The sequence below is a fragment of the Photobacterium kasasachensis genome, assembly GCF_050336885.1.
GTDB classification, from domain to species: Bacteria; Pseudomonadota; Gammaproteobacteria; order Enterobacterales; family Vibrionaceae; genus Photobacterium; species Photobacterium kasasachensis.
The window spans coordinates 189,096-212,595 of sequence record NZ_JAKJSH010000008.1; the positions used below are offsets into that span (position 1 = coordinate 189,096).

The 23,500-nt window shown below is 51.6% G+C and carries 24 protein-coding genes; all 24 read left to right on the forward strand.

The genetic code is table 11. The features are described 5' to 3' along the window. Positions 1–31: 31 nt before the first annotated feature. The 24 genes from L4D19_RS12730 (at position 32) to flhB (ending at position 23,369) form a co-directional block, all read left to right on the forward strand. Positions 32–1,147: a flagellin gene (locus L4D19_RS12730; protein ID WP_428452881.1), complete on the forward strand. Its 1,116-nt coding sequence runs from the start codon at positions 32–34 to the stop codon at positions 1,145–1,147. 358 nt (positions 1,148–1,505) lie between these two features. Next, on the forward strand, positions 1,506–2,654 hold the full coding sequence (locus tag L4D19_RS12735) for a flagellin (RefSeq protein ID WP_428452771.1): 1,149 nt from the start codon (positions 1,506–1,508) through the stop codon (positions 2,652–2,654). 64 nt (positions 2,655–2,718) lie between these two features. Continuing rightward, the gene (locus L4D19_RS12740; RefSeq protein WP_428452772.1) at positions 2,719–3,174 is read left to right on the forward strand and encodes a flagellar protein FlaG; all 456 of its coding nucleotides are present in this window, start codon (positions 2,719–2,721) and stop codon (positions 3,172–3,174) included. Between the two features lie 23 nt (positions 3,175–3,197). After that, the gene (gene fliD / locus L4D19_RS12745; RefSeq protein WP_428452773.1) at positions 3,198–4,589 is read left to right on the forward strand and encodes a flagellar filament capping protein FliD; all 1,392 of its coding nucleotides are present in this window, start codon (positions 3,198–3,200) and stop codon (positions 4,587–4,589) included. A gap of 25 nt (positions 4,590–4,614) precedes the next feature. Then, the gene (locus L4D19_RS12750) at positions 4,615–4,899 is read left to right on the forward strand and encodes a flagellar rod protein FlaI (RefSeq protein ID WP_428452774.1); all 285 of its coding nucleotides are present in this window, start codon (positions 4,615–4,617) and stop codon (positions 4,897–4,899) included. A 16-nt stretch (positions 4,900–4,915) separates the two neighbouring features. Continuing rightward, positions 4,916–5,320: a flagellar export chaperone FliS gene (gene fliS / locus L4D19_RS12755; protein ID WP_428452882.1), complete on the forward strand. Its 405-nt coding sequence runs from the start codon at positions 4,916–4,918 to the stop codon at positions 5,318–5,320. Positions 5,321–5,607: 287 nt separating this feature from the next. Further along, on the forward strand, positions 5,608–7,065 hold the full coding sequence (locus tag L4D19_RS12760; RefSeq protein ID WP_428452775.1) for a sigma-54 dependent transcriptional regulator: 1,458 nt from the start codon (positions 5,608–5,610) through the stop codon (positions 7,063–7,065). 138 nt (positions 7,066–7,203) lie between these two features. After that, complete coding sequence (locus L4D19_RS12765) at positions 7,204–8,274, forward strand: sensor histidine kinase (protein ID WP_428452776.1); 1,071 nt, start codon at positions 7,204–7,206, stop codon at positions 8,272–8,274. After that, positions 8,271–9,653: a sigma-54-dependent transcriptional regulator gene (locus tag L4D19_RS12770; protein WP_428452777.1), complete on the forward strand. Its 1,383-nt coding sequence runs from the start codon at positions 8,271–8,273 to the stop codon at positions 9,651–9,653. Before L4D19_RS12765 ends, L4D19_RS12770 begins: the two co-directional genes overlap by 4 nt. 153 nt (positions 9,654–9,806) lie before the next feature. Continuing rightward, positions 9,807–10,118, forward strand: coding sequence for a flagellar hook-basal body complex protein FliE (gene fliE, locus L4D19_RS12775; protein WP_075763941.1), 312 nt, complete (start codon positions 9,807–9,809; stop codon positions 10,116–10,118). Between the two features lie 15 nt (positions 10,119–10,133). Then, entirely contained in the window at positions 10,134–11,882 is a 1,749-nt protein-coding gene (gene fliF / locus L4D19_RS12780) for a flagellar basal-body MS-ring/collar protein FliF (RefSeq protein WP_428452778.1), read from the forward strand. Then, the gene (fliG, locus tag L4D19_RS12785) at positions 11,875–12,915 is read left to right on the forward strand and encodes a flagellar motor switch protein FliG (RefSeq protein ID WP_428452779.1); all 1,041 of its coding nucleotides are present in this window, start codon (positions 11,875–11,877) and stop codon (positions 12,913–12,915) included. The genes fliF and fliG overlap by 8 nt, the downstream gene beginning before the upstream one ends. Positions 12,916–12,959: 44 nt before the next feature. After that, complete coding sequence (gene fliH / locus L4D19_RS12790) at positions 12,960–13,763, forward strand: flagellar assembly protein FliH (protein ID WP_428452780.1); 804 nt, start codon at positions 12,960–12,962, stop codon at positions 13,761–13,763. Then, positions 13,763–15,085 carry a flagellar protein export ATPase FliI gene (fliI, locus tag L4D19_RS12795; protein ID WP_160648743.1) on the forward strand — a complete coding sequence of 441 codons (1,323 nt, stop codon included), beginning with the start codon at positions 13,763–13,765 and terminating at the stop codon, positions 15,083–15,085. Before fliH ends, fliI begins: the two co-directional genes overlap by 1 nt. Positions 15,086–15,134: 49 nt before the next feature. Then, positions 15,135–15,578 carry a flagellar export protein FliJ gene (fliJ, locus tag L4D19_RS12800; RefSeq protein WP_428452781.1) on the forward strand — a complete coding sequence of 148 codons (444 nt, stop codon included), beginning with the start codon at positions 15,135–15,137 and terminating at the stop codon, positions 15,576–15,578. 85 nt (positions 15,579–15,663) lie between these two features. After that, entirely contained in the window at positions 15,664–17,859 is a 2,196-nt protein-coding gene (locus L4D19_RS12805; RefSeq protein WP_428452782.1) for a flagellar hook-length control protein FliK, read from the forward strand. Between the two features lie 51 nt (positions 17,860–17,910). After that, positions 17,911–18,402, forward strand: a complete 492-nt coding sequence (gene fliL / locus L4D19_RS12810; RefSeq protein WP_428452783.1) for a flagellar basal body-associated protein FliL — start codon at positions 17,911–17,913, stop codon at positions 18,400–18,402. Positions 18,403–18,409: 7 nt separating this feature from the next. Beyond that, positions 18,410–19,465: a flagellar motor switch protein FliM gene (fliM, locus tag L4D19_RS12815; RefSeq protein WP_428452784.1), complete on the forward strand. Its 1,056-nt coding sequence runs from the start codon at positions 18,410–18,412 to the stop codon at positions 19,463–19,465. A gap of 15 nt (positions 19,466–19,480) precedes the next feature. Beyond that, positions 19,481–19,873, forward strand: coding sequence for a flagellar motor switch protein FliN (gene fliN / locus L4D19_RS12820; RefSeq protein WP_075763959.1), 393 nt, complete (start codon positions 19,481–19,483; stop codon positions 19,871–19,873). An 8-nt stretch (positions 19,874–19,881) separates the two neighbouring features. Beyond that, positions 19,882–20,292 (forward strand): flagellar biosynthetic protein FliO, encoded by a 411-nt coding sequence (gene fliO, locus L4D19_RS12825; protein ID WP_160648738.1) that lies wholly within the window; start codon positions 19,882–19,884, stop codon positions 20,290–20,292. Further along, complete coding sequence (gene fliP, locus L4D19_RS12830) at positions 20,279–21,130, forward strand: flagellar type III secretion system pore protein FliP (protein WP_428452785.1); 852 nt, start codon at positions 20,279–20,281, stop codon at positions 21,128–21,130. The genes fliO and fliP overlap by 14 nt, the downstream gene beginning before the upstream one ends. A gap of 17 nt (positions 21,131–21,147) precedes the next feature. Next, positions 21,148–21,417 (forward strand): flagellar biosynthesis protein FliQ, encoded by a 270-nt coding sequence (fliQ, locus tag L4D19_RS12835; protein WP_160648737.1) that lies wholly within the window; start codon positions 21,148–21,150, stop codon positions 21,415–21,417. Positions 21,418–21,454: 37 nt separating this feature from the next. Then, positions 21,455–22,237: a flagellar biosynthetic protein FliR gene (fliR, locus tag L4D19_RS12840; protein WP_075763967.1), complete on the forward strand. Its 783-nt coding sequence runs from the start codon at positions 21,455–21,457 to the stop codon at positions 22,235–22,237. Between the two features lies 1 nt (position 22,238). Beyond that, positions 22,239–23,369 (forward strand): flagellar biosynthesis protein FlhB, encoded by a 1,131-nt coding sequence (gene flhB, locus L4D19_RS12845; RefSeq protein ID WP_428452786.1) that lies wholly within the window; start codon positions 22,239–22,241, stop codon positions 23,367–23,369. The last annotated feature ends 131 nt before the right edge of the window (positions 23,370–23,500 follow it).

Consider the following 23,500-nt stretch of genomic DNA (forward strand, 5'->3'; position numbering starts at 1 on the left):
GGGTGTAACAGTAAACACCAACGTGTCTGCCATGACTGCGCAGCGTTACCTGGGCAAAGCAACGAGTGATCTTAGTACTTCGATGGAACGCCTATCGACAGGTAGCAAGATCAACAGTGCTAAAGACGATGCAGCGGGTCTGCAGATCTCTAACCGTTTGGTGGCACAGACACGAGGTCTGAACGTTGCAATGCGCAACGCCAATGACGGTATCTCTATTGCACAGACCGCTGAAGGTGCAATGCAGGAATCAACCAGCATCTTGCAGCGTATGCGTGACCTGTCACTGCAGTCTTCCAACGGTGCAAACTCGGATGATGACCGTGTTGCAATCCAGGAAGAAGTCTCGGCGCTTCAGGATGAACTTAACCGTATCGCGGAAACAACGGCCTTTGGTGGCCGTAAGCTTCTGAATGGTACCTTCGGTGAAGCGGCATTCCAGATCGGTGCCGATTCGGGTGAAGCGATCATCATGGGTATGGACAGTGTCCGTGCCGATTATGAAGAGATGGGCGGTAGTCTGCTGGTTTCTACGAACAAGATTCAACCAGGCGCTGAGTTGAATGCCAATGCAACGGTTGGCTTCTCGGTAACTGACAAGCTGGGTAATGTCACTAACGTGAGCGTTGATTTGCTCCAGGGTGATGATGTCGAAGAAATCGCAACGCGCATTAACGGTCAGAACTCTGCAGTTAACGCCTCGGTAACTGAAGAGGGTGAACTGCAAATTTTTGCCGGTGACGGTGATGTAGCTGTGACTGCCGGTGCGATGAGCATGAAAAATACCGATGGTACGGTTGTAGCTGGTGACATCGCAGGTGTTGCCCAGTCTGTATCGGTGGGTGATATTAATGTTGAGACCGCAGGCGGAGCTCAACATGCAGTACCAATCATTGATGCGGCCTTGAAGTATATCGACAGTCAGCGTGCAGATTTGGGTGCGAAGCAGAACCGTCTGGGGCATACCATCAATAACCTGGCGAACGTATCTGAAAACGTATCGGCATCTAACAGCCGTATCCGTGATACCGATTTTGCCAAGGAAACCACGGAAATGGCTAAGAACCAGATCCTGCAGCAGGCGAGTACGTCTATCCTTGCTCAGGCAAAACAGGTTCCACAGGCTGCAATGAGCCTGCTGCAATAACTTTCCGTTATTCGGTCTGTACCAGAACGGCAAGGGGCAACCCCTTGCCGTTTTTGTTTGTGGAAGAAGAACTTCTTGCCATGCCCGCTTTATCCGCATCATTCCATATAAAACATGCCTGATTTGTTACCAGAAAGAGCGCAAAAAAGTACTAACCATTGAGTGAACAGCCGTTCCTGATATGAAATATTCACCTTGATTTTTATTAACTTGATCACGTTTTAACCGATTTCAAAAAAATACTAAAAAAAAACTTAAAGGTTTTTTCGGGGAGGCCGTTAAAGGTCATGTACGAAGAATAACAAGGTTTTTCCGGCTGGGCTGGTCAAGCCATTTTGAACACTTAAGGAGAGACATTATGGCAGTTACAGTAAATACTAACGTTTCTGCAATGACCGCTCAGCGCTACCTGGGTCAGGCGACCGAAGCTACTGGTAAATCAATGGAGCGTCTTGCTACCGGTAGTCAAATCAACAGTGCGAAAGACGATGCGGCAGGTCTGCAGATCTCTAACCGTTTGATGACCCAGAGCCGTGGCCTGGATGTGGCAGTACGAAATGCCAACGACGGTATCTCAATGGCGCAGACTGCTGAAGGTTCAATGCAGGAAACAACAAGCATCCTTCAGCGTATGCGTGACCTGTCTTTGCAGTCATCTAACGGTTCTAACTCACAAGAAGACCGTGCCTCTATCCAGGAAGAAGTTACTGCGTTGAATGATGAGCTTAACCGTATCGCGGAAACCACGTCATTCGGTGGTACTAAGTTGTTGAATGGCCAGTTCGGTTCTCGTTCTTTCCAGGTGGGTGCAGACTCCGGTGAAGCGGTTCAGATGAACTTCAACAACATCCGCTCTGACGAAACCAAGATGGGCGGCAGCATGCTGACGTCAACGAACAAGGCCGCTGCAGATGCAACGCTAAATGCCGATACTGCGATTGAGCTGAGTGTAACTGATGCAAACGGTACTGCAACAGCCGTCAATGTTGGCCTTGTTAAAGGTGATGATATTGAAGAAATCGCTACTCGTATCAACGGTCAGAATGACAAGATCAATGCATCTGTTTCTGAAGAAGGCGAGCTACAACTGTTCTCCTCTGAAGGTACTGTTGGCGTAACGACCGGTGGTATTGCGATGACTGACAGTGCTGGTGCTGCAGTTGATGCAACGATTGCAGGTACAGCTGGCAATACAACGGTTTCTGAAATCGACGTAACATCTGTTGGCGGTGCGCAGAAAGCGATAGCGGTACTTGATGGTGCGATGAAGTATGTCGATTCAGAGCGTGCACAGCTAGGTGCATCTCAGAACCGTCTGAACCACACTATCAATAACCTGAACAACGTTAACGAGAACGTGTCTGCATCTAACAGCCGTATCCGTGATACAGACTTCGCGAAAGAAACAACCAACATGACGAAGAACCAGATCCTGTCTCAGGCTTCTACGTCTATCCTTGCTCAGGCAAAACAGGCGCCGCAAGCGGCACTAAGCCTGCTAGGTTAATACCTCGTAATAGCGGCAAGGGGGCAGCCCCTTGCCGTTTTCTGCTATCAGAAGGTGAAAGAATATGGATGTCAAACCTGTTTCTACTTCTTCACTTCCTCTCCGTTCCGCTGAGAATGGCACCCATGCTTCTGCTGGCACAAATATTGCTAATAAATCTAGTAGTAATTCTCAGGGGGCTTCATCGGCCGGTAATACCTCCACCCAGCATGTAATGCCAAGTAGCGATGGCGGAAACTCGGATGTACGTCGGGTTGAGCAGAGCAACAAGGTAGAACAGCAGCAGCAAATGCAGCGCGAGGAGCTGGAGAAGGTGGTAGAGCGCATCGAAGAGTTTGTCGGCAGTACGTTAAACAAAGGGCTGGCTTTTCGTATCGATGAAGAATCTGGTAAAAATATCGTCACCATTTACGATAAGCGTACCGGTGATGTAGTCCGTCAAATCCCTGACGCAGATATGTTAGCACTATCCCGGCAGTTGGCAGCCAATTCGGGAGGCCTGGTAACGACGAAAGTGTAAACTGACATTATTTGAGGTAATCAATGAATATAGGCGCAGCAGGCACAGCCTCCGGTCTTGATATTAACAGTATGGTTAACAAGATTGTCGATGCTGAGCGGGCTCCGAAAGAAGCACGCATCAATGAGCGCCGTGATAATGTCGATGTCAGTATCAGTGCCTATGGCAAGCTCAAAAGCTCGCTGAATGATATGAAATTCATGATGGCTGACTTTCGTCGCAACCATACCCTATCAGCTCGCTCTGTTACGTCGGATAACAGCGACATTCTTACGGCTTCAGCCTCTCATGAAGCGATTCCAGGCAAATACAGTGTTAAGGTTGAGCAGCTTGCCCAGCCTCATAAAATCGTTTCCGGCACGTTTGGCGAAGAAGAGAAAATGGGTGCCGGCAAATTAGCAATATCCTTGGGCGCGACTCAGTTTGATGTAGAAATACCGGAAGACGAGAGTGAAATTATAGATGTTGTCCGCCTGATTAACCGCCACCCGTCGAATACCGGTGTACTTGCCTCGGTGATCAAGGATGACGTCGGCACTCGTCTGGTGTTGTCGGCCGATAAAAGCGGTGAAGTGAACAATATCAAAGTACGGGTCGATGCGCCGGTTGCCAGTACTCTGCAAAAATTTGGTTTTAACCCGAATAACAACATCAACTCGATGAGTGAGATGCAGAAGGCCGAAGACGCCAAGGTAGTTATTGATGGCCTGGCCGTAGTCACCAGTGACACCAACACCATTGAAGATGCGATCAAGGGTGTTGATCTCAACCTTGTTGCTTTGACCGACTCAGCCAAGGCCGAGGGTGAAGCGACAAAAAATAAGGATGTGTTGGTCGATGTTGGCTATGATCGCAATGCCGTTGGTGGTGCCATCGAGCAGTTCGTCAACGCATATAATCAGTTTTACACAACCTCGAGAGAGCTGGGCAAGTTTGATCCTGAAACTCAGGAGAAAGGTCCGCTAGTCGGCGACAGTATTATTCGTACAGTTGATAACCAGTTACGTGCGGCATTTTCGACGCCGATAGAAGGCGCGCCAGAATCAGTGACGACCTTGAGTGAGCTCGGGATCACCACCACGATGGAAGGGCGGCTGGAAATTGACTATGACATGCTCGACAAACAGCTGGAAAAGAACTTTGCCGATGTCGGTGAGTTTTTTAGCAGCCGTGATGGTTTTGCCCGTAAGGTTGAAGATCTGATCCATGCCCATACCGGGATCACCGGTAGCATCAAGGGGCGGCAGGACAGCTTGAATGATCAGATAACGCGCTTGAATAGCGAGCAGACCAAGCTGGATCGCCGGATGGAAAGCGTTCAGAAACGTACCCATGACCAGTTTACGGCAATGGACAGTGCAATGGGGCAAATGAAAAGTCAGCTCAACTCAATGATGAGTATGATGCCACAATAGTTTTTTAGTGTAAGAGAAGTCGCGTATGCAACGTTTAAATCAACTGGATAATCAACTTGAGGCCATGCTGGCTGTTGAGGGAGAGGTTGATTCTGAGCAGTTGCAGCAGCTTTTGGCGCAGCGCGAACAGCTTTTACAACAATTAATGGCCCGGCCTGAGTGTCTGGATAAAGCAGAATGGCAGGCAGCGGTCGATAGAACGGCGTACTTACTTGCCAGGATCCGCCATCATCGGGATATGTCGGCAAGTCAGTTACAACGACTGCAGCACGGGCAACGCTCGATGCAGGTTTACAATAAATTTCGGTAAGGTTAGAAAAATGGCAATGAGAGGATCTCTACAGGCTTATAAACGAGTCTCAGTGGACAGTCAGTTAACATCGGCATCGCCGCACCGTGTGATATCGATGCTGATGGCCGGTGCGATTGAACGCTTGATCCAGGGCAAAGCCGCCATGGAGCAGGGCTCTATTGCAGTGAAGGGTGAACGTCTTGGCAAGGCCCTTGATATCGTGATCAGTCTTCGAAGCTGTTTGTCGATGGAAGATGGGGCGGAGATCGCGTCAAACCTCGACGCGCTTTATGATTACATGATCCAGCAGATCTACAAGGCAAACCAGGACAACCTTGCAGATCCAATTGATGATGTTATCGGCATGCTGCGAGAAATTAAATCCGCCTGGGATCAAATTCCGGCTGAATATCATAATATGACTCAGCTAGACGTATAGTCGTCTTTCTGGGGTAATCGAGGCATTGGTTAATGGCTTTGTTGTTTGTAAAGTCAAAAAATAAACACCAATGACTTGATTTGCACTTTCCTTTGTACTGGGGTCACAGCTTTTGGGTGTCCCTAGTTGCCTTCTCCTGTGCTTTTATTACAATAGTCGGAATAATTTTGGTTGCTGTTCCTCAGTAATAGCAAACTGAACAATTTTTGACTGGATTTGATAGTTGTTCAGTTTGGTATAAAAGCCACAGAATAGAAAATCCTATAAAGGCAGGCAATATCTCTCCTATGCAAGGTTTAGCTAAAACCCTCGTTATTGATGACGATCAGCAGCACCGTCATGACCTTAGTGTCATCCTTAATTTTGTTGGCGAGCAGCACGAAGCTGTGTCAACAAGCGAGGTGGAAAATTCGCTTTGGGAAAAGGATTGGGGTGCCTGTTTACTGGGTAAAATCAGTACTGGTAAGTCACTGAGCAAGATCCTGGATTTTTTGCGCATCCATAATCATATACCTGTTATTGCATTGTCTAACCATGCCAATGAATTGGCAGGGCTGCCTAACTATGTTGGGGAGCTCGAGTTGCCGTTGCACTACGGGCAGTTGTCGGATGCGCTACGTCATTGCCAGGAGTTCCTGGGTAAGCGCGCGTTTCAGGTTCCGCAACTAGGGCGAAAGAATACGTTGTTTCGGAGCATGGTTGGTCGAAGTGAAGCGATCAGCCAGGTCCGTTATTTGATCGAGCAGGTATCGTCTACCGATGCCAGTGTGTTGATCCTCGGTGAGTCTGGGACAGGCAAAGAAGTCGTTGCGCGTAACGTTCACTACCACTCCTCCCGTGGTAAAGGACCGTTTGTACCGGTTAACTGCGGAGCGATCCCACCTGATTTGCTGGAAAGCGAGCTGTTTGGCCACGAGAAAGGTGCCTTTACCGGAGCAATTGCTGCCCGAAAAGGACGCTTTGAACTGGCTGAAGGCGGTACCTTGTTCCTCGACGAGATTGGCGACATGCCTATGTCGATGCAGGTTAAGCTGCTGCGTGTATTGCAGGAACGCTGTTTTGAACGTGTGGGTGGTAACGGTACCATCAAGGTAAATGTCCGCATTATTGCTGCGACTCACCGTAACCTGGAAGAAATGATCCAGGACGGGACTTTCCGCGAAGATCTTTATTACCGCCTGAACGTTTTTCCAATCGAAATGCCGGCATTGCGTGAGCGTATCGGTGATATCCCGCTATTGCTCCAGGAACTGCTGGCCAGAATGGAAGCGGAGGGTGCAAAACTTATCCACTTCACGCCGAGGGCTATTACCTCGCTGATGGAGCATGACTGGCCGGGTAACGTTCGCGAACTGGCGAACCTGGTTGAACGACTGATCATTCTGTATCCAGGTGAAATGGTTGATGTAAACCACCTGCCGATGAAGTACCGCTACAATGATCTGCCGGATTTTCAGCCGGAAGATCACTTCCTGTCGACCGAGGATCAGGAACGTGCGGCGCTGGCCGATATGTTCGCGACCAGCTACGATGAGACGGAGGAGGCTGCGGGCAGCAGTGATCTGCCGCCTGAAGGGGTTAACCTGAAAGAGATGCTGGCAGAGCTGGAGGTCGAGATGATCCGCCAGGCACTGGAAGCCCAGGCTGGTGTGGTTGCCCGAGCTGCGGACATGCTGGGGATGCGACGTACTACGCTGGTTGAGAAGATGCGTAAGTATGGCCTCAACAAAGAAGATTTGCGTTAACAACCTCAAAAACGACGGTGTCACATTCTTGACGCCGTCAATTTTCTTTCCTTACCATTAACCCATTGATAATATGTTCTTTATTTTGGCATAAAAAATGCTTATTTAGTGTTTTTATGCGTATTGATCAGGTAATTCATGGGTGACAATGCTTCTCCTCTTGGCACATTAGCGCAGCAGGTCGGCCGGTATCAGCAGGTACTGGATGTGATGCCTTCTGGCGTGATATTTCTTGATTCGATGGGGATCGTCTGCGAAGCGAACCCGGAAGCCCATCGTCTGTTGGGCGAGCCTCTTGAGGGAGAACGCTGGTTTTCTGTCATTCAGCGGTCGTTTGCGCCGCAGGAAGATGACGGTCATGAGGTATCATTGCGCAGCGGCCGCAAGGTGAAGCTGGCTATATCGGCGTCGGATAGCGGCCAACTTATTTTTATCACCGACATGACGGAAACCCGTCTCCTGCAATCGCGGATCAGCGAAATGCAACGTCTGTCCTCGCTGGGTAAGATGGTTGCCTCGTTGGCACACCAGGTAAGGACACCGTTATCGAGTGCCATGTTATATGCCTCGAATTTATCGGCTCCAAATCTCAATAGCCAAACCCGGCAGCGGTTTCAGACCAAATTAGTTGATCGCCTGCACGACTTGGAAAAGCAGGTTAATGATATGCTGCTATTTGCCAAAGGCGGGGACAATAAGGTCATTGAGCGATTTACTCTCGAGAGCCTGCTCAATGAGCTGGATAATATGGTTGAGGCCCAGGTGGTTACCAATCAGGTCGATTTCAGCATTGAATGTGCTGATGAAAGTATCATGCTCCTCGGTAATGCTAATGCTCTGGCCAGCGCATTAGGTAACCTGATCACCAACGCGATTCAGATGTCAGGCAAGCAGTGTAAGGTTGCATTGAACTGTACACAGCAAGGCGATGCCATTTATTTGTCGGTCATTGATAATGGGCCGGGTATTGCGCCTGACATGCAGGCCAAAATTCTTGAGCCCTTCTTTACCACCCGGCAGCAGGGAACCGGACTTGGCCTGGCCGTCGTGCAAATGGTGGCAACGGCGCACAAAGGACGGTTATTGCTAGAGTCCGAGCTTGGCAAAGGGGCATGTTTTACCCTGTCGATACCAGTGGCTGATGGCCTGGTAGCTCAACAAGAAACGACCCAAAACGAAAATAACCCAGCAATTGGAGAGTTGCAATGAATCAAAGCAGAGTACTGGTCGTAGAAGATGATGAAGGGCTACGTGAAGCTCTGGTTGATACGTTGGCACTGGCCGGCTACCAGTGGCTTGAGGCGGAGAGCGCCGAGCAGGCTTTGCTGCTGCTAAAGTCCGAGTCGGTAGATATTGTCGTTTCTGATGTGCAGATGGCCGGCATGGACGGGCTGGGTCTGTTACGAAGCATTAAGCAGCACTGGCCGAAATTGCCGGTATTGCTGATGACTGCCTATGCCAATATTGAAGATGCAGTATCGGCAATGAAAGAAGGTGCCATTGACTATATGGCCAAGCCTTTTGCGCCAGAAGTGCTGCTAAATATGGTGAGCCGTTACGCACCGGTCAAGAATGAGTCAAGCAAAGCCATTGTGGCGGATGAAAAATCCCTGAAGTTATTAGCCTTGGCTGAAAAGGTCGCAAAAACGGATGCCAGTGTGATGATCCTGGGGCCAAGTGGCTCGGGGAAAGAAGTCATGTCTCGTTATATCCATGACCACTCAGATCGCCATGAAGGGGCGTTTATCGCCATTAACTGTGCGGCCATTCCGGATAATATGCTGGAAGCGACACTGTTCGGTTACGAGAAGGGCGCGTTTACCGGCGCTATCCAGGCTTGCCCGGGTAAATTCGAGCAGGCACAGGGCGGAACCATTTTGCTCGACGAAATTAGCGAAATGGATCTGAACTTGCAGGCCAAGTTACTGCGGGTATTGCAGGAGCGTGAAGTGGAGCGACTGGGGAGCCGCAAGAGTATCAAGCTTAATGTCCGGGTACTGGCGACCAGTAACCGCGATCTGAAGCAATATGTAGCTGAAGGCAATTTTCGTGAAGATTTATATTACCGATTGAATGTTTTTCCATTAGTATGGCCGGCTCTGACGGATCGAAAAGGGGATATAGCCCCGTTGGCAACATACCTGACAGAACGTCACTGTATTAAACAGGGGCTGCCGGTGCCAAAAATCAGTCAGTCTGCCTTGGTGAAGTTGCAACAATATGCCTGGCCGGGTAATGTGCGCGAATTGGATAACGTTATTCAGCGGGCATTGATCCTTGGCGACGGCAACAATATTGAATGTGAGCACATTCTGTTGGAAGGGCTTGACTGGCTGGATGCACAAAGCCTGCAAACCGCGGTAGAATTGGCGACACCGTCGCCGACGGTTGAACCGCTTCAGGTGCCGCCTTCTGCCGACGGACTCGGCAATGAGCTTCGGGAGCAGGAATTTTCCATTATTTTAGAAACAATCCGTGCCTGTGAAGGGCGGCGGAAAGACGTCGCAGAAAAGTTGGGGATCAGCCCGCGGACCTTACGCTACAAGCTCGCTAAAATGCGAGATGCCGGAATTGAGATCCCAGTTTAGAGTAAAATTTTAATTTTGCTGGTCTTTTGAGTCATGCTGGCGGTAAGCTTGCTAATTACAGCAAAGAAAGTCGTAAGTTGAGCAGTAAGAAATCGAATCAATAAAAACACACCTCTTTTTGAGGTGACAAATTTTTGACTGTCGGGGAAGATTATGAAAGTCAACGGACTACAAGCAGAAATGCAGGCTATGAAGCTGGAAGCCCAGAACACGACTCGCCCGGCGACAGGCCAGCAGGTCAGTTCGGATTTCGGCGCAGTACTTAATGACGCCGTTAAAACGGTGAACAACCTTCAGTCAGAATCCAGCGAGCTGGCTACGCGTTTTGATCAGGGGGATCGCAGTGTGTCGCTGTCCGATGTCATGATCGCCCGAAATAAATCCAGTGTTGCGTTTGAGGCGACCGTCCAGGTTCGTAACAAGCTGGTGGATGCGTATAAACAGTTAATGAACATGCCAGTTTAATTCAGGAATTAATGAGTGTCGGAAACATCTTCAAACAACGAATTAGCCGTTGCAGGTAATGCCCCGGCCCCGGTCGTTACAGATACTGACCTGGAGCTGCAAAATCCTGATACAGAAGAAAAAAGCGCTAATCGTGTAGACAGCATGCTGGGTAACCTTGACTTACTTCGTCAGGTTATTCTGGTGCTGTCTGTGGCGATTTGTGTGGCATTGATCGTGCTTGTCGTTGCCTGGATCAAAGAGCCGGAAATGCGCCCGCTAGGCACTTTTGAAACTGAAGAGCTGATCCCTATTTTGGATCATTTCGATCAGAAAAAGATCGAATACACCCTTGACGGTAATACGATCCGTGTACCGGCCGATTCTTTTTCGTCGATAAAACTGGAAATGACCCGGGCGGGTTTGAACAACACCGTTTCTGAAGGTGATGAAATCCTGATGCAGGATATGGGGTTCGGTGTTTCCCAGCGTCTTGAACGCGAAAGGCTAAAATTAAGCCGTGAGCGTCAGTTGGCCCGTGCGATAGAGCAGATCCGCCAGGTACGAAAAGCACAGGTGCTGCTGGCGATGCCAAAGCAAAGTGTGTTTGTTCGCCATAACCAGGAAGCCTCTGCCACCGTATTTCTGACTTTGGGCACCAACGGCTCGCTTGGCCAGCAGGAAGTTGACTCGATTGTTGATATGGTTGCAACGGCAGTACCAGGGCTGAGACCGACCCGCGTGACGGTCACGGATCAACATGGTCGCCTGCTGAGCTCCGGTACCGAAGACCCAAGTGCTACGGCACAGCGCAAAGAATATGAACTTGAACGCAAACAAGAGCAGGCTCTGCGCGAGAAAATTGATGCGATTCTGATCCCGGTTCTCGGACTGGGCAATTATACCTCTCAGGTTGATGTCTCGATGGATTTCAGTGCCATCGAAGAGACACGAAAGAAATATGATCCGGCTACACCGGCGACACGAAGTGAATATACGCTCGAAGATTACAATAATGGCAACGTGGTTGCCGGTATTCCGGGTGCACTGAGCAACCAGCCACCGGCCGATGCCTCGATACCTCAGGATATTGCCGAGATGCAGTCGGGTAAAGGCTCAAGTAATGGCTCTGTTCACCGCGAGTCCACTCGTAACTTCGAACTTGATACGACCATCAGGCACAAACGTGCCCAGACTGGTATTGTCAGTCGCCAGACGGTATCGGTCGCTATTGACTACAAACAGGTTGCCAATGCGGAAACCGGCGAGATCACACGTGTTCCGGTGAGTGAAGCCGAGCTAGCCAAAATCAGCCGCCTGCTAAAAGGCGGGGTGGGCTTTTCTGAACTGCGCGGCGATATGCTGGAAGTGATCTCAGTGCCGTTTGCCTTGCCTGAAGAACAACTGGTTCCCGACCTGCCTATCTGGGAGCACCCTAACTTTAATACCTGGATACGCTGGCTGGCAGCGGCGCTGGTGATTATTGTGGTGGTTGTAGTCCTTGTTCGTCCAGCGATGCGCAAGCTGCTGTACCCGAACCAGGCGGCGGACGGTACGCCGCTGGACGAAAATGGTATGCCGATGCTGGGTGCCGGTGAAGAGGGCATCGATCTGATTGGTGCCGAGCTTGATGGTGCCGAGTCGCTCGAGCTGAGCAGCAGTAGTTTGGATTTGCCAAATCTGCATAAAGATGAAGATTTGCTGAAAGCCGTCAGGGCGCTGGTTGCCAATGAACCGGATCTGGCTGCGCAAGTAGTGAAAAGTTGGGTAACAGAAGATGGCTAACGAAGTCGCAACGACAGAAGAGAAAAAGTTTGATGTCTCGACATTAACCGGGGCAGACAAAGCTGCGATCTTATTGCTCAGCCTCAGTGAGCAGGATGCCGCCAGTATCATTCGTCACCTGGAGCCCAAACAGGTTCAGCGGGTCGGTGGGGTAATGGCCTCGATGGCCGATCTGAGTCAGGACAAGGTTTCTGCCGTTCACCGCCACTTCCTGGAAGATATCCAGAAATACACCAGTATCGGTATGGGGAGCGAAGACTTCGTTCGTAATACCCTGGTGGCCGCACTCGGGGAAGACAAGGCCAACAACCTGGTTGATCAAATTCTGATGGGCAGCGGCTCGCGCGGTCTGGATTCCCTTAAATGGATGGATCCGCGCCAGGTGGCGAGCATTATTCTTAACGAACACCCGCAGATCCAGACTATTGTTCTGTCCTACCTGGAACCGGAGCAATCTGCCGAGATCCTCGCGCAGTTCCCTGAACGTGTGCGTCTGGACTTGATGATGCGAATTGCCAACCTTGAAGAAGTTMAGCCAGCAGCACTGCATGAGCTAAACGACATCATGGAGAAACAGTTTGCCGGCCAGGCGGGTGCACAGGCTGCGAAAATTGGTGGCCTGAAGGCAGCTGCTGAAATCATGAACTACCTGGACAACAACGTCGAAGGGCTGCTGATGGATCAGATCCGCGAAGCGGATGAAGACATGGCAACCCAGATTGATGATTTGATGTTTGTATTCGACAACCTCGCCGAGGTGGACGATCGTGGTATCCAGACCTTGCTGCGCGATGTGCCTCAGGATCTGCTGCAGCAGGCCCTTAAAGGTGCCGATGATATGCTGCGTGACAAGATCCTTCGTAACATGTCGAAACGTGCGGCTGAGATGCTTCAGGATGATCTGGAGGCAATGGGGCCGATCCGTGTTGCCGATGTGGAAGCGGCGCAGAAGGAAATTCTGTCTATTGCCCGTCGACTGTCTGATGCCGGTGAGCTGATGCTAACAGGCGGAGGCGCGGATGAATTCTTGTAATCCTCGCCTTTCCAGCAAAGAGAAAAATGCCGTAAGGGCTGGCTATGAGTACTGACCGCCGTCGTGGCTTTTTGCGGGTTTCGGACCACCAGGCCCAGGAGCTCGAACGCTGGGCCTATCCGGATTATGCGGATGCACAAGAAGCACCGCTGGATAATGCGATCAGCTATGATCCGCAATGGCCACCGGAGCTGCCTGAGGAAGAGGAAGAGCAGGGTCCTCCACCGCTGACGGCTGCTGATCTTGAGGATATTCGCCACTCTGCCTATGAAGAAGGGCTTGAGGAAGGGCGGATAGCCGGTCATGCCGAAGGGCTTGAGGCTGGTAAGGCCGAAGGGCTTGAAGCCGGGCAGCAGGAAGGCATGGAGCAAGGTTTGCAGCAAGGGCTGGAACAAGGCCAGGCGCAGATCAACGAACATGTCAGTCATCTGACCCAGCTGATTGAAAAGCTGGCTGCCCCACTGCAACAAGTCGACAGTGAAGTCGAAACTCAGGTGGTTAACTTGGTTACCAGCCTGACGCGGGAGCTAATCCGGGTCGAGGTTCAAACCAACCCGCAGGTTATCCTGAATACGATCCGTGACGTTATCGGTGCGCTTCCTATTGCTGGCCGAGATACCCGGCTTAGCCTGCATCCCGAGGATCTGGCGTTGGTCAGGGAAGCCTATGGAGAAGACAATTTGGCTGAACGCCACTGGGCGCTTCAGGCCGAGCCTGCTTTGAACCGGGGTGATCTGCAGGTACAGTCCGGTGATTCCAGCGTAGACTACTTTATTGAAGATCGTATTCGCCATCTGTTACAACAATTCAACGGGGCCAATAGCCAGCAGAATAACGGAGGACAGTAATGTCTGCTCCTTTGGCTGAACGCCTTTCCCGCTATCAAACCAATAATACTGCCTGTCGTCCGGTGGCATCCGGACGGCTAGTTCGTGTCGTCGGGCTGACGCTAGAAGCGATTGGCTGCCGGGCACCGCTCGGAAGCCTGTGTCGGGTAGAAACCCTCAACGGAGATATAGAAGCTGAAGTCGTCGGGTTTTCCGGTGAGACACTGTTCCTGATGCCGAGTGAGCAGCTCACCGGTATTATGCCGGGCGCCAAAGTCACTCCGGTTCTGCAGAACAGCGGACTGCCCGTTGGGCCTGAATTATTAGGCCGGGTTATCGACGGGGTGGGCAATCCGCTTGACGGGCTGGGGGATATTTATACCGCCAACCGCGCCTCCTTCAGCGCCGAGCCGATTAACCCGCTGGCTCGCAAGCCGATCAAAGAGCCGCTGGATGTTGGCCTGAAAGCCATCAACGGTTTGCTGACTGTCGGAAAAGGTCAGCGTATCGGCCTGTTTGCCGGTTCGGGTGTCGGTAAGTCGGTCACGCTGGGGATGATGACCCGGGGAACCACGGCGCAGGTCGTGGTGGTCGGCCTTATCGGTGAGCGTGGCCGAGAAGTGAAAGAGTTTATTGACGAAATCCTCGGTGCTGAGGGCCGTCAGCGTGCTGTCGTTGTAGCTGCACCGGCAGATGCTTCGCCCCTGATGCGCCTGAAGGGGTGCCAGACTGCACTCACGATAGCCGAATATTTTCGGGATCAGGGGCTGGATGTCTTGCTGCTGATGGATTCGCTGACCCGTTTTGCCCAGGCACAGCGTGAAATCGCCTTGTCAGTCGGGGAACCTCCGGCCACGAAAGGTTATCCGCCGTCGGTATTTGCCAAGTTGCCGGCGTTGGTTGAACGTGCCGGGAACGGCGGGGAGCATCAGGGGTCGATCACTGCTTTCTTTACCGTACTGACAGAAGGTGATGACTTGCAGGATCCAATTGCCGATGCCTCGCGGGCTATTCTGGATGGTCATATCGTCTTATCGCGGGAGATGGCCGATGCCGGTCATTATCCGGCAATTGATGTTGAGCGATCTGTTAGCCGGGTTATGCCGGCCATTGTCAGTGAAGAACATATGCTGATGTCCAAGGCCGTGCGCCAGATCTTGTCGATATGTCGAAAAAACCAGGATTTGGTATCGATTGGCGCTTATAAACCCGGCACCGATCAGGCTATCGATCAGGCCTTTACCTTCAAGCCTAAATTGGATGCTTATCTGCAGCAGGCGATGAAAGAGTCTGTTCCGTATGATATGTGTGTGAATATGCTTCGTTCCACACTGGGCGGCTAACTGGCCGTCACGAACCTGAATACGGAACTGAGCATAAACGGGAGCAATAATGGCAGACAATGCACTAGAACTGATTCTGGAAAGAACCAAAGATGACGAGCATAAGGCGTCACTTGCCCTTAGCAATGCCCGTACCGAGTTGGAAAACTACCGGGAACAGCTAAAGCAGATCGAGCAGTACCGACTGGATTACTGCAAGCAGCTTTCGGCCCGTGGACAGCAAGGTTTAACGGCCAGTTCCTATGGTCACCTGCAAAAATTTCTTAGCCAGCTGGACGAGACCCTGGTGACACAGAGGGAAGCGGGAAGACAGTTCGAGGATCAGGTCGAGCAGTGTAGCGAGCATTGGAGTGAGGTCAGGAAAAAGCGCCGCTCCATTGAATGGCTGCTGGAAAAAAAACATAACGAGCGGCAACGGTTGCGTGATAAACAAGAACAGAAATTGATGGATGAGTTTGCCACCTTGCAGTTTGCGCGTAGGATCCATCGTTAGTCTGTACTTACCCCTCCTTGTATGCCTTGTTGGCTTATTTTTTGCATCCTATTGCATTATTACTAGTCTAATCTGAAGAACCGCCATGTTTTCATCTCGCTTTTTGACAGCAGATACCCCTTCATCTTCCTCGGCCAAAGCTGAGGGAGCAAAAGCCAGTTCAGCGCTGCTGGGAGAGGAGAGTGTTGCCTCGCCGGAAGATGGGCGTTTTGCCAAAGAGCTTCAAGCTGCCGCCGGTGATGAAAAAATTCAGGGTGAGCAGGCAGTCAAGGATGAGAAAAGCGTCAAGGACGAGAAAAGCATTAAGGGTGATCCACAAGCGGCATCGGTAGCGAAATCTCATGCATCGTCTGATATAGCCGAAGAGGGTGAAGCCGAGTTGCAACAGCCTGGCAAAGAGGTTTCCCAGACAGCTGCCAAAGAGGCGGCAACGGCCGGGCAGGGTGAGCCGGAAACAGGCAAGCGACTGAAAAACAACGACGAGATTCAGCCTGAAGTTAGCAAGAGTCAAACAACAGATCACCAAAACGGGCAAAACTCAGCCAGCCAGAAGCCAGATAGCAGTACCGCGCTTGATTCATCGTCAAAGCAAAAGATAATGGATGACGGTGAGGCGTTGCTGAACCGCCTTTCGGCGTCAAATAAGCAGCTGGTATCGACGGCTGAAGACGGGCAGGATGGCAAAACTTTGCCGCAGGCAGCAACAGCGTCGGCGTTAGCGACCAAATCGGCGGCCTCAGCGTCGCAGAGCGAGCCGGTGAATAAAGAGCTGTTGCAAGAAAAGTCAGTGGCTCCTAACCAAATGGCTGTTAAGCCTGTTAAGCCTGTTAAGCCTGTTAAGCCTGTTAAGCCTGTTGGGGCTGAGCAGGTGCCGCTTGGGGTAGCCGGAAAACCTCTGCAAGGCGAAGCTAGCGGCGAGGTGAAGAATAAAGGCAAGACTGAGGGTACGGTTGCAGAGGCTGTGAAAGCTGAGAGCAAGGCTTCACAAGGGCAGAGTAATGCCGAACTAGCTCCGGCCGCCTTGGCTGGTGTCGGTGCGGCTAGCATCAAGGGTTCTGATAAGGTTGTTGCGGCTGAAGGTGTTAGCAAAGATACAGTCAGCGCGACAAAGGATAAAAAGCCCGCGGCCGGGCTCAGCCAGGAGGAACTGGCTAAGGTCTTTGCTGTACCGGGCCAGCAGACCGTTGAAGGCCAGTCTGCTCAACAGGCTGGAGCCCAAACCTCTGAGCCTGTATCGGAAGGCGAAGACGTCAGTGCTGATGGCGGTATGGTTGATGACGGTATGTTGAAAGCATTTTCTCTCGGGGCGGCGACAACTGCTGCCGCCGGGGCTGAGGTGAAAAGTACCCAGACAACCTCTCAACCTTCGGCGGATCTGTTACAATCGTCCAATCCAAGAACTGCGGAACTGACGAAGGAGCAGCAAGTCGCTTCTGAGTTATTGGATAGTAAGAATAAACCAAGCAATGTGCCGGGGGCCAATACGGCAGCAGCAATTGCTGTTAGCGGGGCATTGTCGGCAGCCGCTAGTCAGCCTGCACTCTCCCCCGAGTCGGGTCAGGCCCAGGCGTTGAATTTAGGCCTGGGTAGCCAGGCGCTGGCAGCATCGGCGAGCGGCGCAACAGAGGCTCAGCTTGCTGGTACATCCGGGACTGCAGCAGTTGGCGCGGGCGCTATGGCGGCAATGGAGCTGGCTTCGGCTGAAGCGGGTAGTGATACGAAATCTCCCGAGCTGACGCATTCGCTGACAGGATCGGCGACGCAGCAGGGGCAGACGACACTACAGGCTCGGGCAGAAGCAGCGTTGGCGCAAAGTCCGTTGCAACTGAGCAAAGAGCAGGCTGGTGATCAGCTTGCCGAGCGAGTGCAGGTTATGATGTCGAAGAATCTCAAGCATGTCGACATACGCCTGGACCCGCCTGAGCTGGGTAAATTACAGATAAAGCTGTCACTGAATCAGGATCAGGCGTCAGTGCAGTTTACCGTGGGCAACCAGCAAACCCGGGATCTGGTCGAACAGGCGATGCCGCGGCTTCGCGAATTGATGAACCAGCAAGGTTTGCAACTGGCCCAAACGTCGGTTCAGCAAGATAGCTCGCGCCAGCAGTTTGCCGGGCAGCAGAACCAGCAACAAAACCAGACCAATGCTGGCCAGCAAAATAGCGGTGGCGGTCAACAGGGCAATGGTGGCACACGCCATCAGCATGCAGAGTCGGGAGGCTCTGAGCCCGTAGATATGTACGTGAGTCAGTCATCTGACAGCGTCGATTATTATGCATAATAACAATGACCCCCTAGTGGCGGTCGCGATAGAGAAAGGATTATAAGGACTATGGCTGAAGGCGCAGAAAACTCCGGCGGAAAGAAAAAACTGATTATCATTATTGCACTGGTTGTACTGCTGCTTGGCGGCGGTGCTGGCGCATGGTTTTTCTTTATGGGCGATGATGCCCCGGAAGCCGAAGTGGCCGAAGTCGCTCCGCAGGCACAAACTGCGAAGCTCGAACCGGCTTATTATGTGATTCTGCCGCAGCCGTTTATCTTTAATGTAACGGGTGACAAGCGAGATCGTCTCGTGCAGGTGAAGGTGCAGCTGATGGTCCGTGGTGACAGTAACGAGTCTACGGCCAGCCAACATATTCCGCTGATTGAAAGTACATTGCTTCAGACTTTCGGTGCAGCAACGGTAGAGCAGCTTCGGACCCCGAACGGGCGTGCGGATCTGCGTCAGCAGGCACTGTCTTCAGTCCAGAATGCCATGGTAAAGGTCTCCGGCAACCAGGTTGTCGAGCGAGTACTCTTTACTGGCTTTGTAATGCAATAGGTTTAATGTGAGTGACTTACTAACTCAGGACGAAATTGATGCCCTGCTTCATGGTGTCGATGACGTAGAAGATGATGAGGATAGCGGGAGTGACAGCGGTGCTGGTGTCATTTCGTTTGATTTCTCGTCACAAKACCGGATCGTGCGTGGGCGAATGCCCACGCTGGAATTGATCAACGAACGTTTTGCTCGTCATATGCGGATCAGCCTGTTTAACATGCTGAGAAAGACCGCCGAGGTGTCGATCAACGGCGTTCAGATGATTAAGTTCGGAGAGTACCAAAATACGTTATACGTCCCGACAAGCCTTAACATGGTGCGTTTTCGTCCGTTGAAAGGAACGGCGCTGATCACTATGGAGGCGAGGTTAGTTTTTATTCTGGTTGAAAACTTCTTCGGTGGTGACGGGCGTTTCCACGCCAAGATCGAGGGGCGGGAGTTCACCCCGACTGAGCGTCGAATTGTTCAGATGCTGCTGAAGCTGGTCTTTGAGGACTACCGTGAGGCCTGGTCTCCGGTCATGGGGGTGGAGTTCGAGTATCTGGACTCGGAAGTTAACCCGACTATGGCCAATATCGTCAGCCCGACAGAAGTCATCGTTGTCAGCTCTTTCCATATTGAAGTGGATGGCGGCGGTGGTGACTTCCATGTGGTAATGCCGTACTCGATGGTTGAGCCAATCCGCGAGTTACTCGATGCCGGTGTTCAGAGTGACAAGATGGATACCGACGTGCGCTGGAGCAAGGCGCTGCGTGATGAGATTATGGACGTGCCGGTTAATATCCGTGCCAAGCTGATGGATGTCGATCTGTCGTTGCGTGATTTGATGGAGCTTCGGCCGGGGGATGTTATCCCGATTGATATGCCAGAGGCGGCAACGGTCTTTGTCGAAGACTTGCCGTCATATCGAGCAAAAATGGGTAAATCCGGCGACAACATCGCCCTTAAGGTTACCGAGAAACTCAAGCGTCCGGATATGGTGAAGACCGATCTGGCTTTCCTTGACCGTGATGAACTTGGATCGGCGTTGCTTGATATCAACAACGACAATTCAGACGATTAATAACAGGTGTAAGTTATGTCTCAAAATGATCAACAAATTGCCGACGATTGGGCTGCTGCACTTGCAGAACAAGCGATTGACGAATCAGCTCAGCCTGCGCCACTCGAAGAGCTGACTGATGACAGCTCACCGATCAGCGACGATGAGCGGCGCAAACTCGATACCATCATGGATATCCCGGTTACGATCTCCATGGAAGTCGGGCGTACCCAGATCAGTATCCGTAACCTGCTGCAGCTTAACCAGGGCTCGGTTGTCGAGCTGGATCGTGTTGCGGGTGAGTCCCTGGACGTAATGGTTAACGGTACCCTGATTGCCCACGGCGAAGTCGTGGTGGTCAACGATAAGTTCGGTATTCGTCTGACAGATGTGATCAGCCAGACTGAACGTATTAAGAAGCTGCGTTAAGGTTGGCTATGAGTTTGTTACGGACGATTGGATATACTGGCAGCGTCGCCTTGGCAACGGCCAGTATGCCAGTATTGGCAGCGCCGCCGGCTGACATGAACATTGCAACGACCCTGGCAGCCCTGACGCTGGTCGTGATATTGATTTTGTTTCTAGCCTGGTTGCTCAAGCGAATGAAACTGCCCGGTATCCAGGGAAGCGATGGCAATATGAAGATCCTGCGCCAGCTACCTGTGGGACAGCGGGAGCGGATTGTTCTGCTGCAGGTTGGCGAAGAGCAAATGCTGGTTGGGATCACCCAGCAAAATATCTCATTGCTGAGCAAGCTGGAGCAGCCCCTGTCGATGAACGAGGTTCAAAGTGGCAGTGAGTTTGCAGGCCATTTGACGAAGTTACTGAAAAAGAATGTTAAAAAATAATCTTATTGCCGCCGTTCTGGCGGCTTTTAGCTTTCTCCTCGCATTTCCTGTTTTGGCTGAAACGGCTGACCCTGGTTTGTCGTCCGCGGCCGGCAGTAGCGTGACACTCAGTGAGATGCAGGGCGAAGCTGGTACAACCAAGCTGATGACGACAGGAAATGGCGGCGGGATACCGGCTTTTTCCGTGACGGTAAACCCGGACGGCAGCGAAGACTACTCGGTGACTCTGCAGATCCTCGCCCTGATGACGGCGCTGGGGTTCCTGCCAGCCATTGTTATCCTGATGACATCCTTTACCCGTATCGTGGTGGTGATGTCGATTCTCAGGCAGGCAATGGGCCTGCAGCAGACACCGTCGAACCAGGTTATCATCGGTATAGCCATGTTCCTGACGTTCTTTATTATGTCTCCGGTGCTCGACAAGATTAACACCACGGCGCTGCAGCCTTATATCAACGAGCAGATCACCGCCCCCGAGGCATTGTCTGCCGCTCAGATCCCGATCCGCCAGTTCATGCTGAAGCAAACTCGGGTCAAAGACCTTGAAAGCTTCGTCAATATGTCAGGGTCGGATGCAACCGACCCACAGGACGTGCCAATCACCGTATTGATCCCGGCTTTTATTACCTCGGAGCTCAAAACCGCCTTTCAGATCGGCTTTATGTTATTCCTGCCTTTTTTGATCATTGACCTGGTGGTTGCCTCGGTACTGATGGCGATGGGTATGATGATGCTATCGCCAATGATTGTTTCTCTGCCGTTCAAGCTCATGCTGTTTGTACTGGTTGACGGTTGGAATCTGATACTGTCGACCCTCGCCGGTAGTTTTGGGACTTAGGCAAGGGAGTATAGCGAATGACACCTGAAGCGTTTGTCGAGATTTTCCAGGATGCGTTATACATGGTTTTGGTCATGGTTTGCGCAATTGTGGTGCCGGGCTTGCTTATTGGTTTGGTGGTGGCGGTTTTTCAGGCCGCAACCTCGATCAACGAACAAACTCTGAGCTTTCTGCCCCGTCTGATTGTGACTCTGCTGGCACTGATGTTTTTCGGCCACATGATGACTCAGATGCTGATAGATTATTTCTACCGCATTGTTGAGCAGATCCCTCAGTTGCTGTACTGACGGCGGTAGGTATTGATTATGGTGAGTGAGTAACGCTATGTCCTACCCATCAGCACTGCTATTGGACTGGATTGCCAATTATTTTTGGCCGCTGACACGGATTGCGGCCATGATGATGGTCATGACTTTTTTCGGTGCTCGCTTTGTGTCGCCGAGAATTCGCCTTTATCTTGCCGTTACAATTACCTTTGCGGTCATGCCGGCCCTTCCGAAAGTACCCACTGATATCGAACTGCTATCTATTGGTGGCTTTCTGACCACTGCGCAGCAGGTGGTGATTGGTATATCGATGGGCCTGGTAACCCAGTTCGTTACCCAGACTTTCGTTTTGCTGGGTCAGATCCTGGGTATGCAGTCGAGCCTGGGCTTTGCCTCTATGGTCGACCCGGCCAACGGGCAGAATACGCCGGTGCTGGGTCAGTTCTATATGTTTCTGGCCGTGATGCTTTTTCTTGCTACCGACGGTCACTTGACCATGCTGAACATGGTCGTACTCAGTTTCAAGACCTTGCCGATTGGCGAGTCGATGTTACAGCCGGTTGATTACTATCAGCTTGCAGGTTGGTTTGGTCACATGTTCAAGGCCGGGCTCAATATGGCGCTGGCCGGGATTATTGCGCTGCTGACTGTTAACCTGTCATTTGGTGTGATGACCCGTGCTGCGCCGCAGCTGAATATCTTTTCGCTCGGCTTTTCCTTTGCCCTGTTGCTGGGGTTGGTGATTAGCTGGTTTCTGGTGGCGGCAATGTTGCCGCAGTACGAATATCACTGGGATATCGGCTTCGGCCAGATATGCAGTTTGATTAGGGTAGATTGCTGAGATGGCTGAATCTGACGGTCAGGAACGTACCGAAGAAGCCACGCCCCGAAGGCTTCAGCAGGCGCGGGAAAAGGGGCAAGTACCGCGCTCAAGAGAATTAGCTTCAGTAGCTGTGCTGGTGGCAGGTGCCGTCGGCCTCATGTGGTTTGGCGAAACCCTCGGCAAGGGGTTGGCTGAGATGATGATGAAGATGTTTTCCCTTAGCCGGGAGGAAATCTTCGATCTCAATAAATTATTTTCCGTGATCACCGGTTCGGTATGGCATGTAGTTTTGCCGTTGGTACTGGTGCTGGTGTTTCTGTTTGTCGCAGCACTGGTAGGGGCTGCCGGGCTGGGGGGAGTGAGTTTTTCCGCCGAGGCGGCGCGGCCGAAGCTTTCCAAGATGAATCCTATCAGCGGTTTGCAGCGAATGCTTGGCAAGCAGAGTATTGTCGAGCTGATCAAATCGATTCTGAAGGTGGCGCTGGTGGCAGGGGTCGCATTCTATCTGATGCTGGCCAATCTGGAGGATTTCTTCCAGCTGAGCGTTGAAATCTACCCGCAAAACATGTTCCACGCACTCGATATCTTGTCGGGTTTTATCCTGTTGATCTGTTGCTCGTTGCTGATTGTGGTTGCCATCGATATCCCCTATCAGATTTGGCAGCATAACGAGCAGCTAAAAATGACCAAGCAGGAAGTGAAGGACGAGTTTAAGGACAGCGAAGGTAAGCCTGAGGTAAAAGGGCGGATCCGAATGTTGCAGCGCGAGATGGCCCAGCGGCGGATGATGGCCGATGTTCCCCAGGCCGATGTCGTTATTACCAACCCGGAACACTTTTCTGTTGCTCTGCGCTATGACCCGGATATTGACTCGGCACCGGTTGTGGTTGCCAAGGGTATCGACCATCTGGCCCTGAAAATACGGGAAATAGCCAATAAGCATGATGTCGACATCGTGCCGGCGCCGCCGCTAGCGCGTGCGCTTTACCATACTACCGAGTTGGAACAACAAATTCCTGACGGGCTATTTGCCGCTGTGGCACAGGTTCTTGCTTATATTTTCCAGCTCAAGCAATATCGCAAAGGCAAGGGAACCAAACCGCAGCTTTCAAAGGAAGCAACAAATGTTCCATCAGATATGCGATATTAATTCGTAAAGATCATATTGATACGAAGATTCGTCAATTTGTTGACGGTTTGGGAGGTATGATTATTGCTTTGAAGGTTCCTGTTTGAACGTTAAAGCGATAAAATAGACCGCTCTCACTGTTCGTCAGTACC

Excerpts from the sequence above, each read along its gene's own strand:
- L4D19_RS12760 (WP_428452775.1), top strand. The coding sequence starts at position 5,608 with ATGCAAGGTTTAGCTAAAACCCTCGTTATTGATGACGATCAGCAGCAC.
- L4D19_RS12805 (WP_428452782.1), top strand. The coding sequence starts at position 15,664 with ATGTTTTCATCTCGCTTTTTGACAGCAGATACCCCTTCATCTTCCTCG.
- L4D19_RS12740 (WP_428452772.1), top strand. The coding sequence starts at position 2,719 with ATGGATGTCAAACCTGTTTCTACTTCTTCACTTCCTCTCCGTTCCGCT.
- L4D19_RS12765 (WP_428452776.1), top strand. The coding sequence starts at position 7,204 with ATGGGTGACAATGCTTCTCCTCTTGGCACATTAGCGCAGCAGGTCGGC.
- fliI (WP_160648743.1), top strand. The coding sequence starts at position 13,763 with ATGTCTGCTCCTTTGGCTGAACGCCTTTCCCGCTATCAAACCAATAAT.
- fliE (WP_075763941.1), top strand. The coding sequence starts at position 9,807 with ATGAAAGTCAACGGACTACAAGCAGAAATGCAGGCTATGAAGCTGGAA.
- L4D19_RS12730 (WP_428452881.1), top strand. The coding sequence starts at position 32 with ATGACTGCGCAGCGTTACCTGGGCAAAGCAACGAGTGATCTTAGTACT.
- fliQ (WP_160648737.1), top strand. The coding sequence starts at position 21,148 with ATGACACCTGAAGCGTTTGTCGAGATTTTCCAGGATGCGTTATACATG.
- fliO (WP_160648738.1), top strand. The coding sequence starts at position 19,882 with ATGAGTTTGTTACGGACGATTGGATATACTGGCAGCGTCGCCTTGGCA.
- L4D19_RS12750 (WP_428452774.1), top strand. The coding sequence starts at position 4,615 with ATGCAACGTTTAAATCAACTGGATAATCAACTTGAGGCCATGCTGGCT.
- fliH (WP_428452780.1), top strand. The coding sequence starts at position 12,960 with ATGAGTACTGACCGCCGTCGTGGCTTTTTGCGGGTTTCGGACCACCAG.
- flhB (WP_428452786.1), top strand. The coding sequence starts at position 22,239 with ATGGCTGAATCTGACGGTCAGGAACGTACCGAAGAAGCCACGCCCCGA.
- fliR (WP_075763967.1), top strand. The coding sequence starts at position 21,455 with ATGTCCTACCCATCAGCACTGCTATTGGACTGGATTGCCAATTATTTT.
- fliP (WP_428452785.1), top strand. The coding sequence starts at position 20,279 with ATGTTAAAAAATAATCTTATTGCCGCCGTTCTGGCGGCTTTTAGCTTT.
- fliS (WP_428452882.1), top strand. The coding sequence starts at position 4,916 with ATGAGAGGATCTCTACAGGCTTATAAACGAGTCTCAGTGGACAGTCAG.
- L4D19_RS12770 (WP_428452777.1), top strand. The coding sequence starts at position 8,271 with ATGAATCAAAGCAGAGTACTGGTCGTAGAAGATGATGAAGGGCTACGT.
- fliJ (WP_428452781.1), top strand. The coding sequence starts at position 15,135 with ATGGCAGACAATGCACTAGAACTGATTCTGGAAAGAACCAAAGATGAC.
- fliN (WP_075763959.1), top strand. The coding sequence starts at position 19,481 with ATGTCTCAAAATGATCAACAAATTGCCGACGATTGGGCTGCTGCACTT.
- L4D19_RS12735 (WP_428452771.1), top strand. The coding sequence starts at position 1,506 with ATGGCAGTTACAGTAAATACTAACGTTTCTGCAATGACCGCTCAGCGC.
- fliL (WP_428452783.1), top strand. The coding sequence starts at position 17,911 with ATGGCTGAAGGCGCAGAAAACTCCGGCGGAAAGAAAAAACTGATTATC.
- fliD (WP_428452773.1), top strand. The coding sequence starts at position 3,198 with ATGAATATAGGCGCAGCAGGCACAGCCTCCGGTCTTGATATTAACAGT.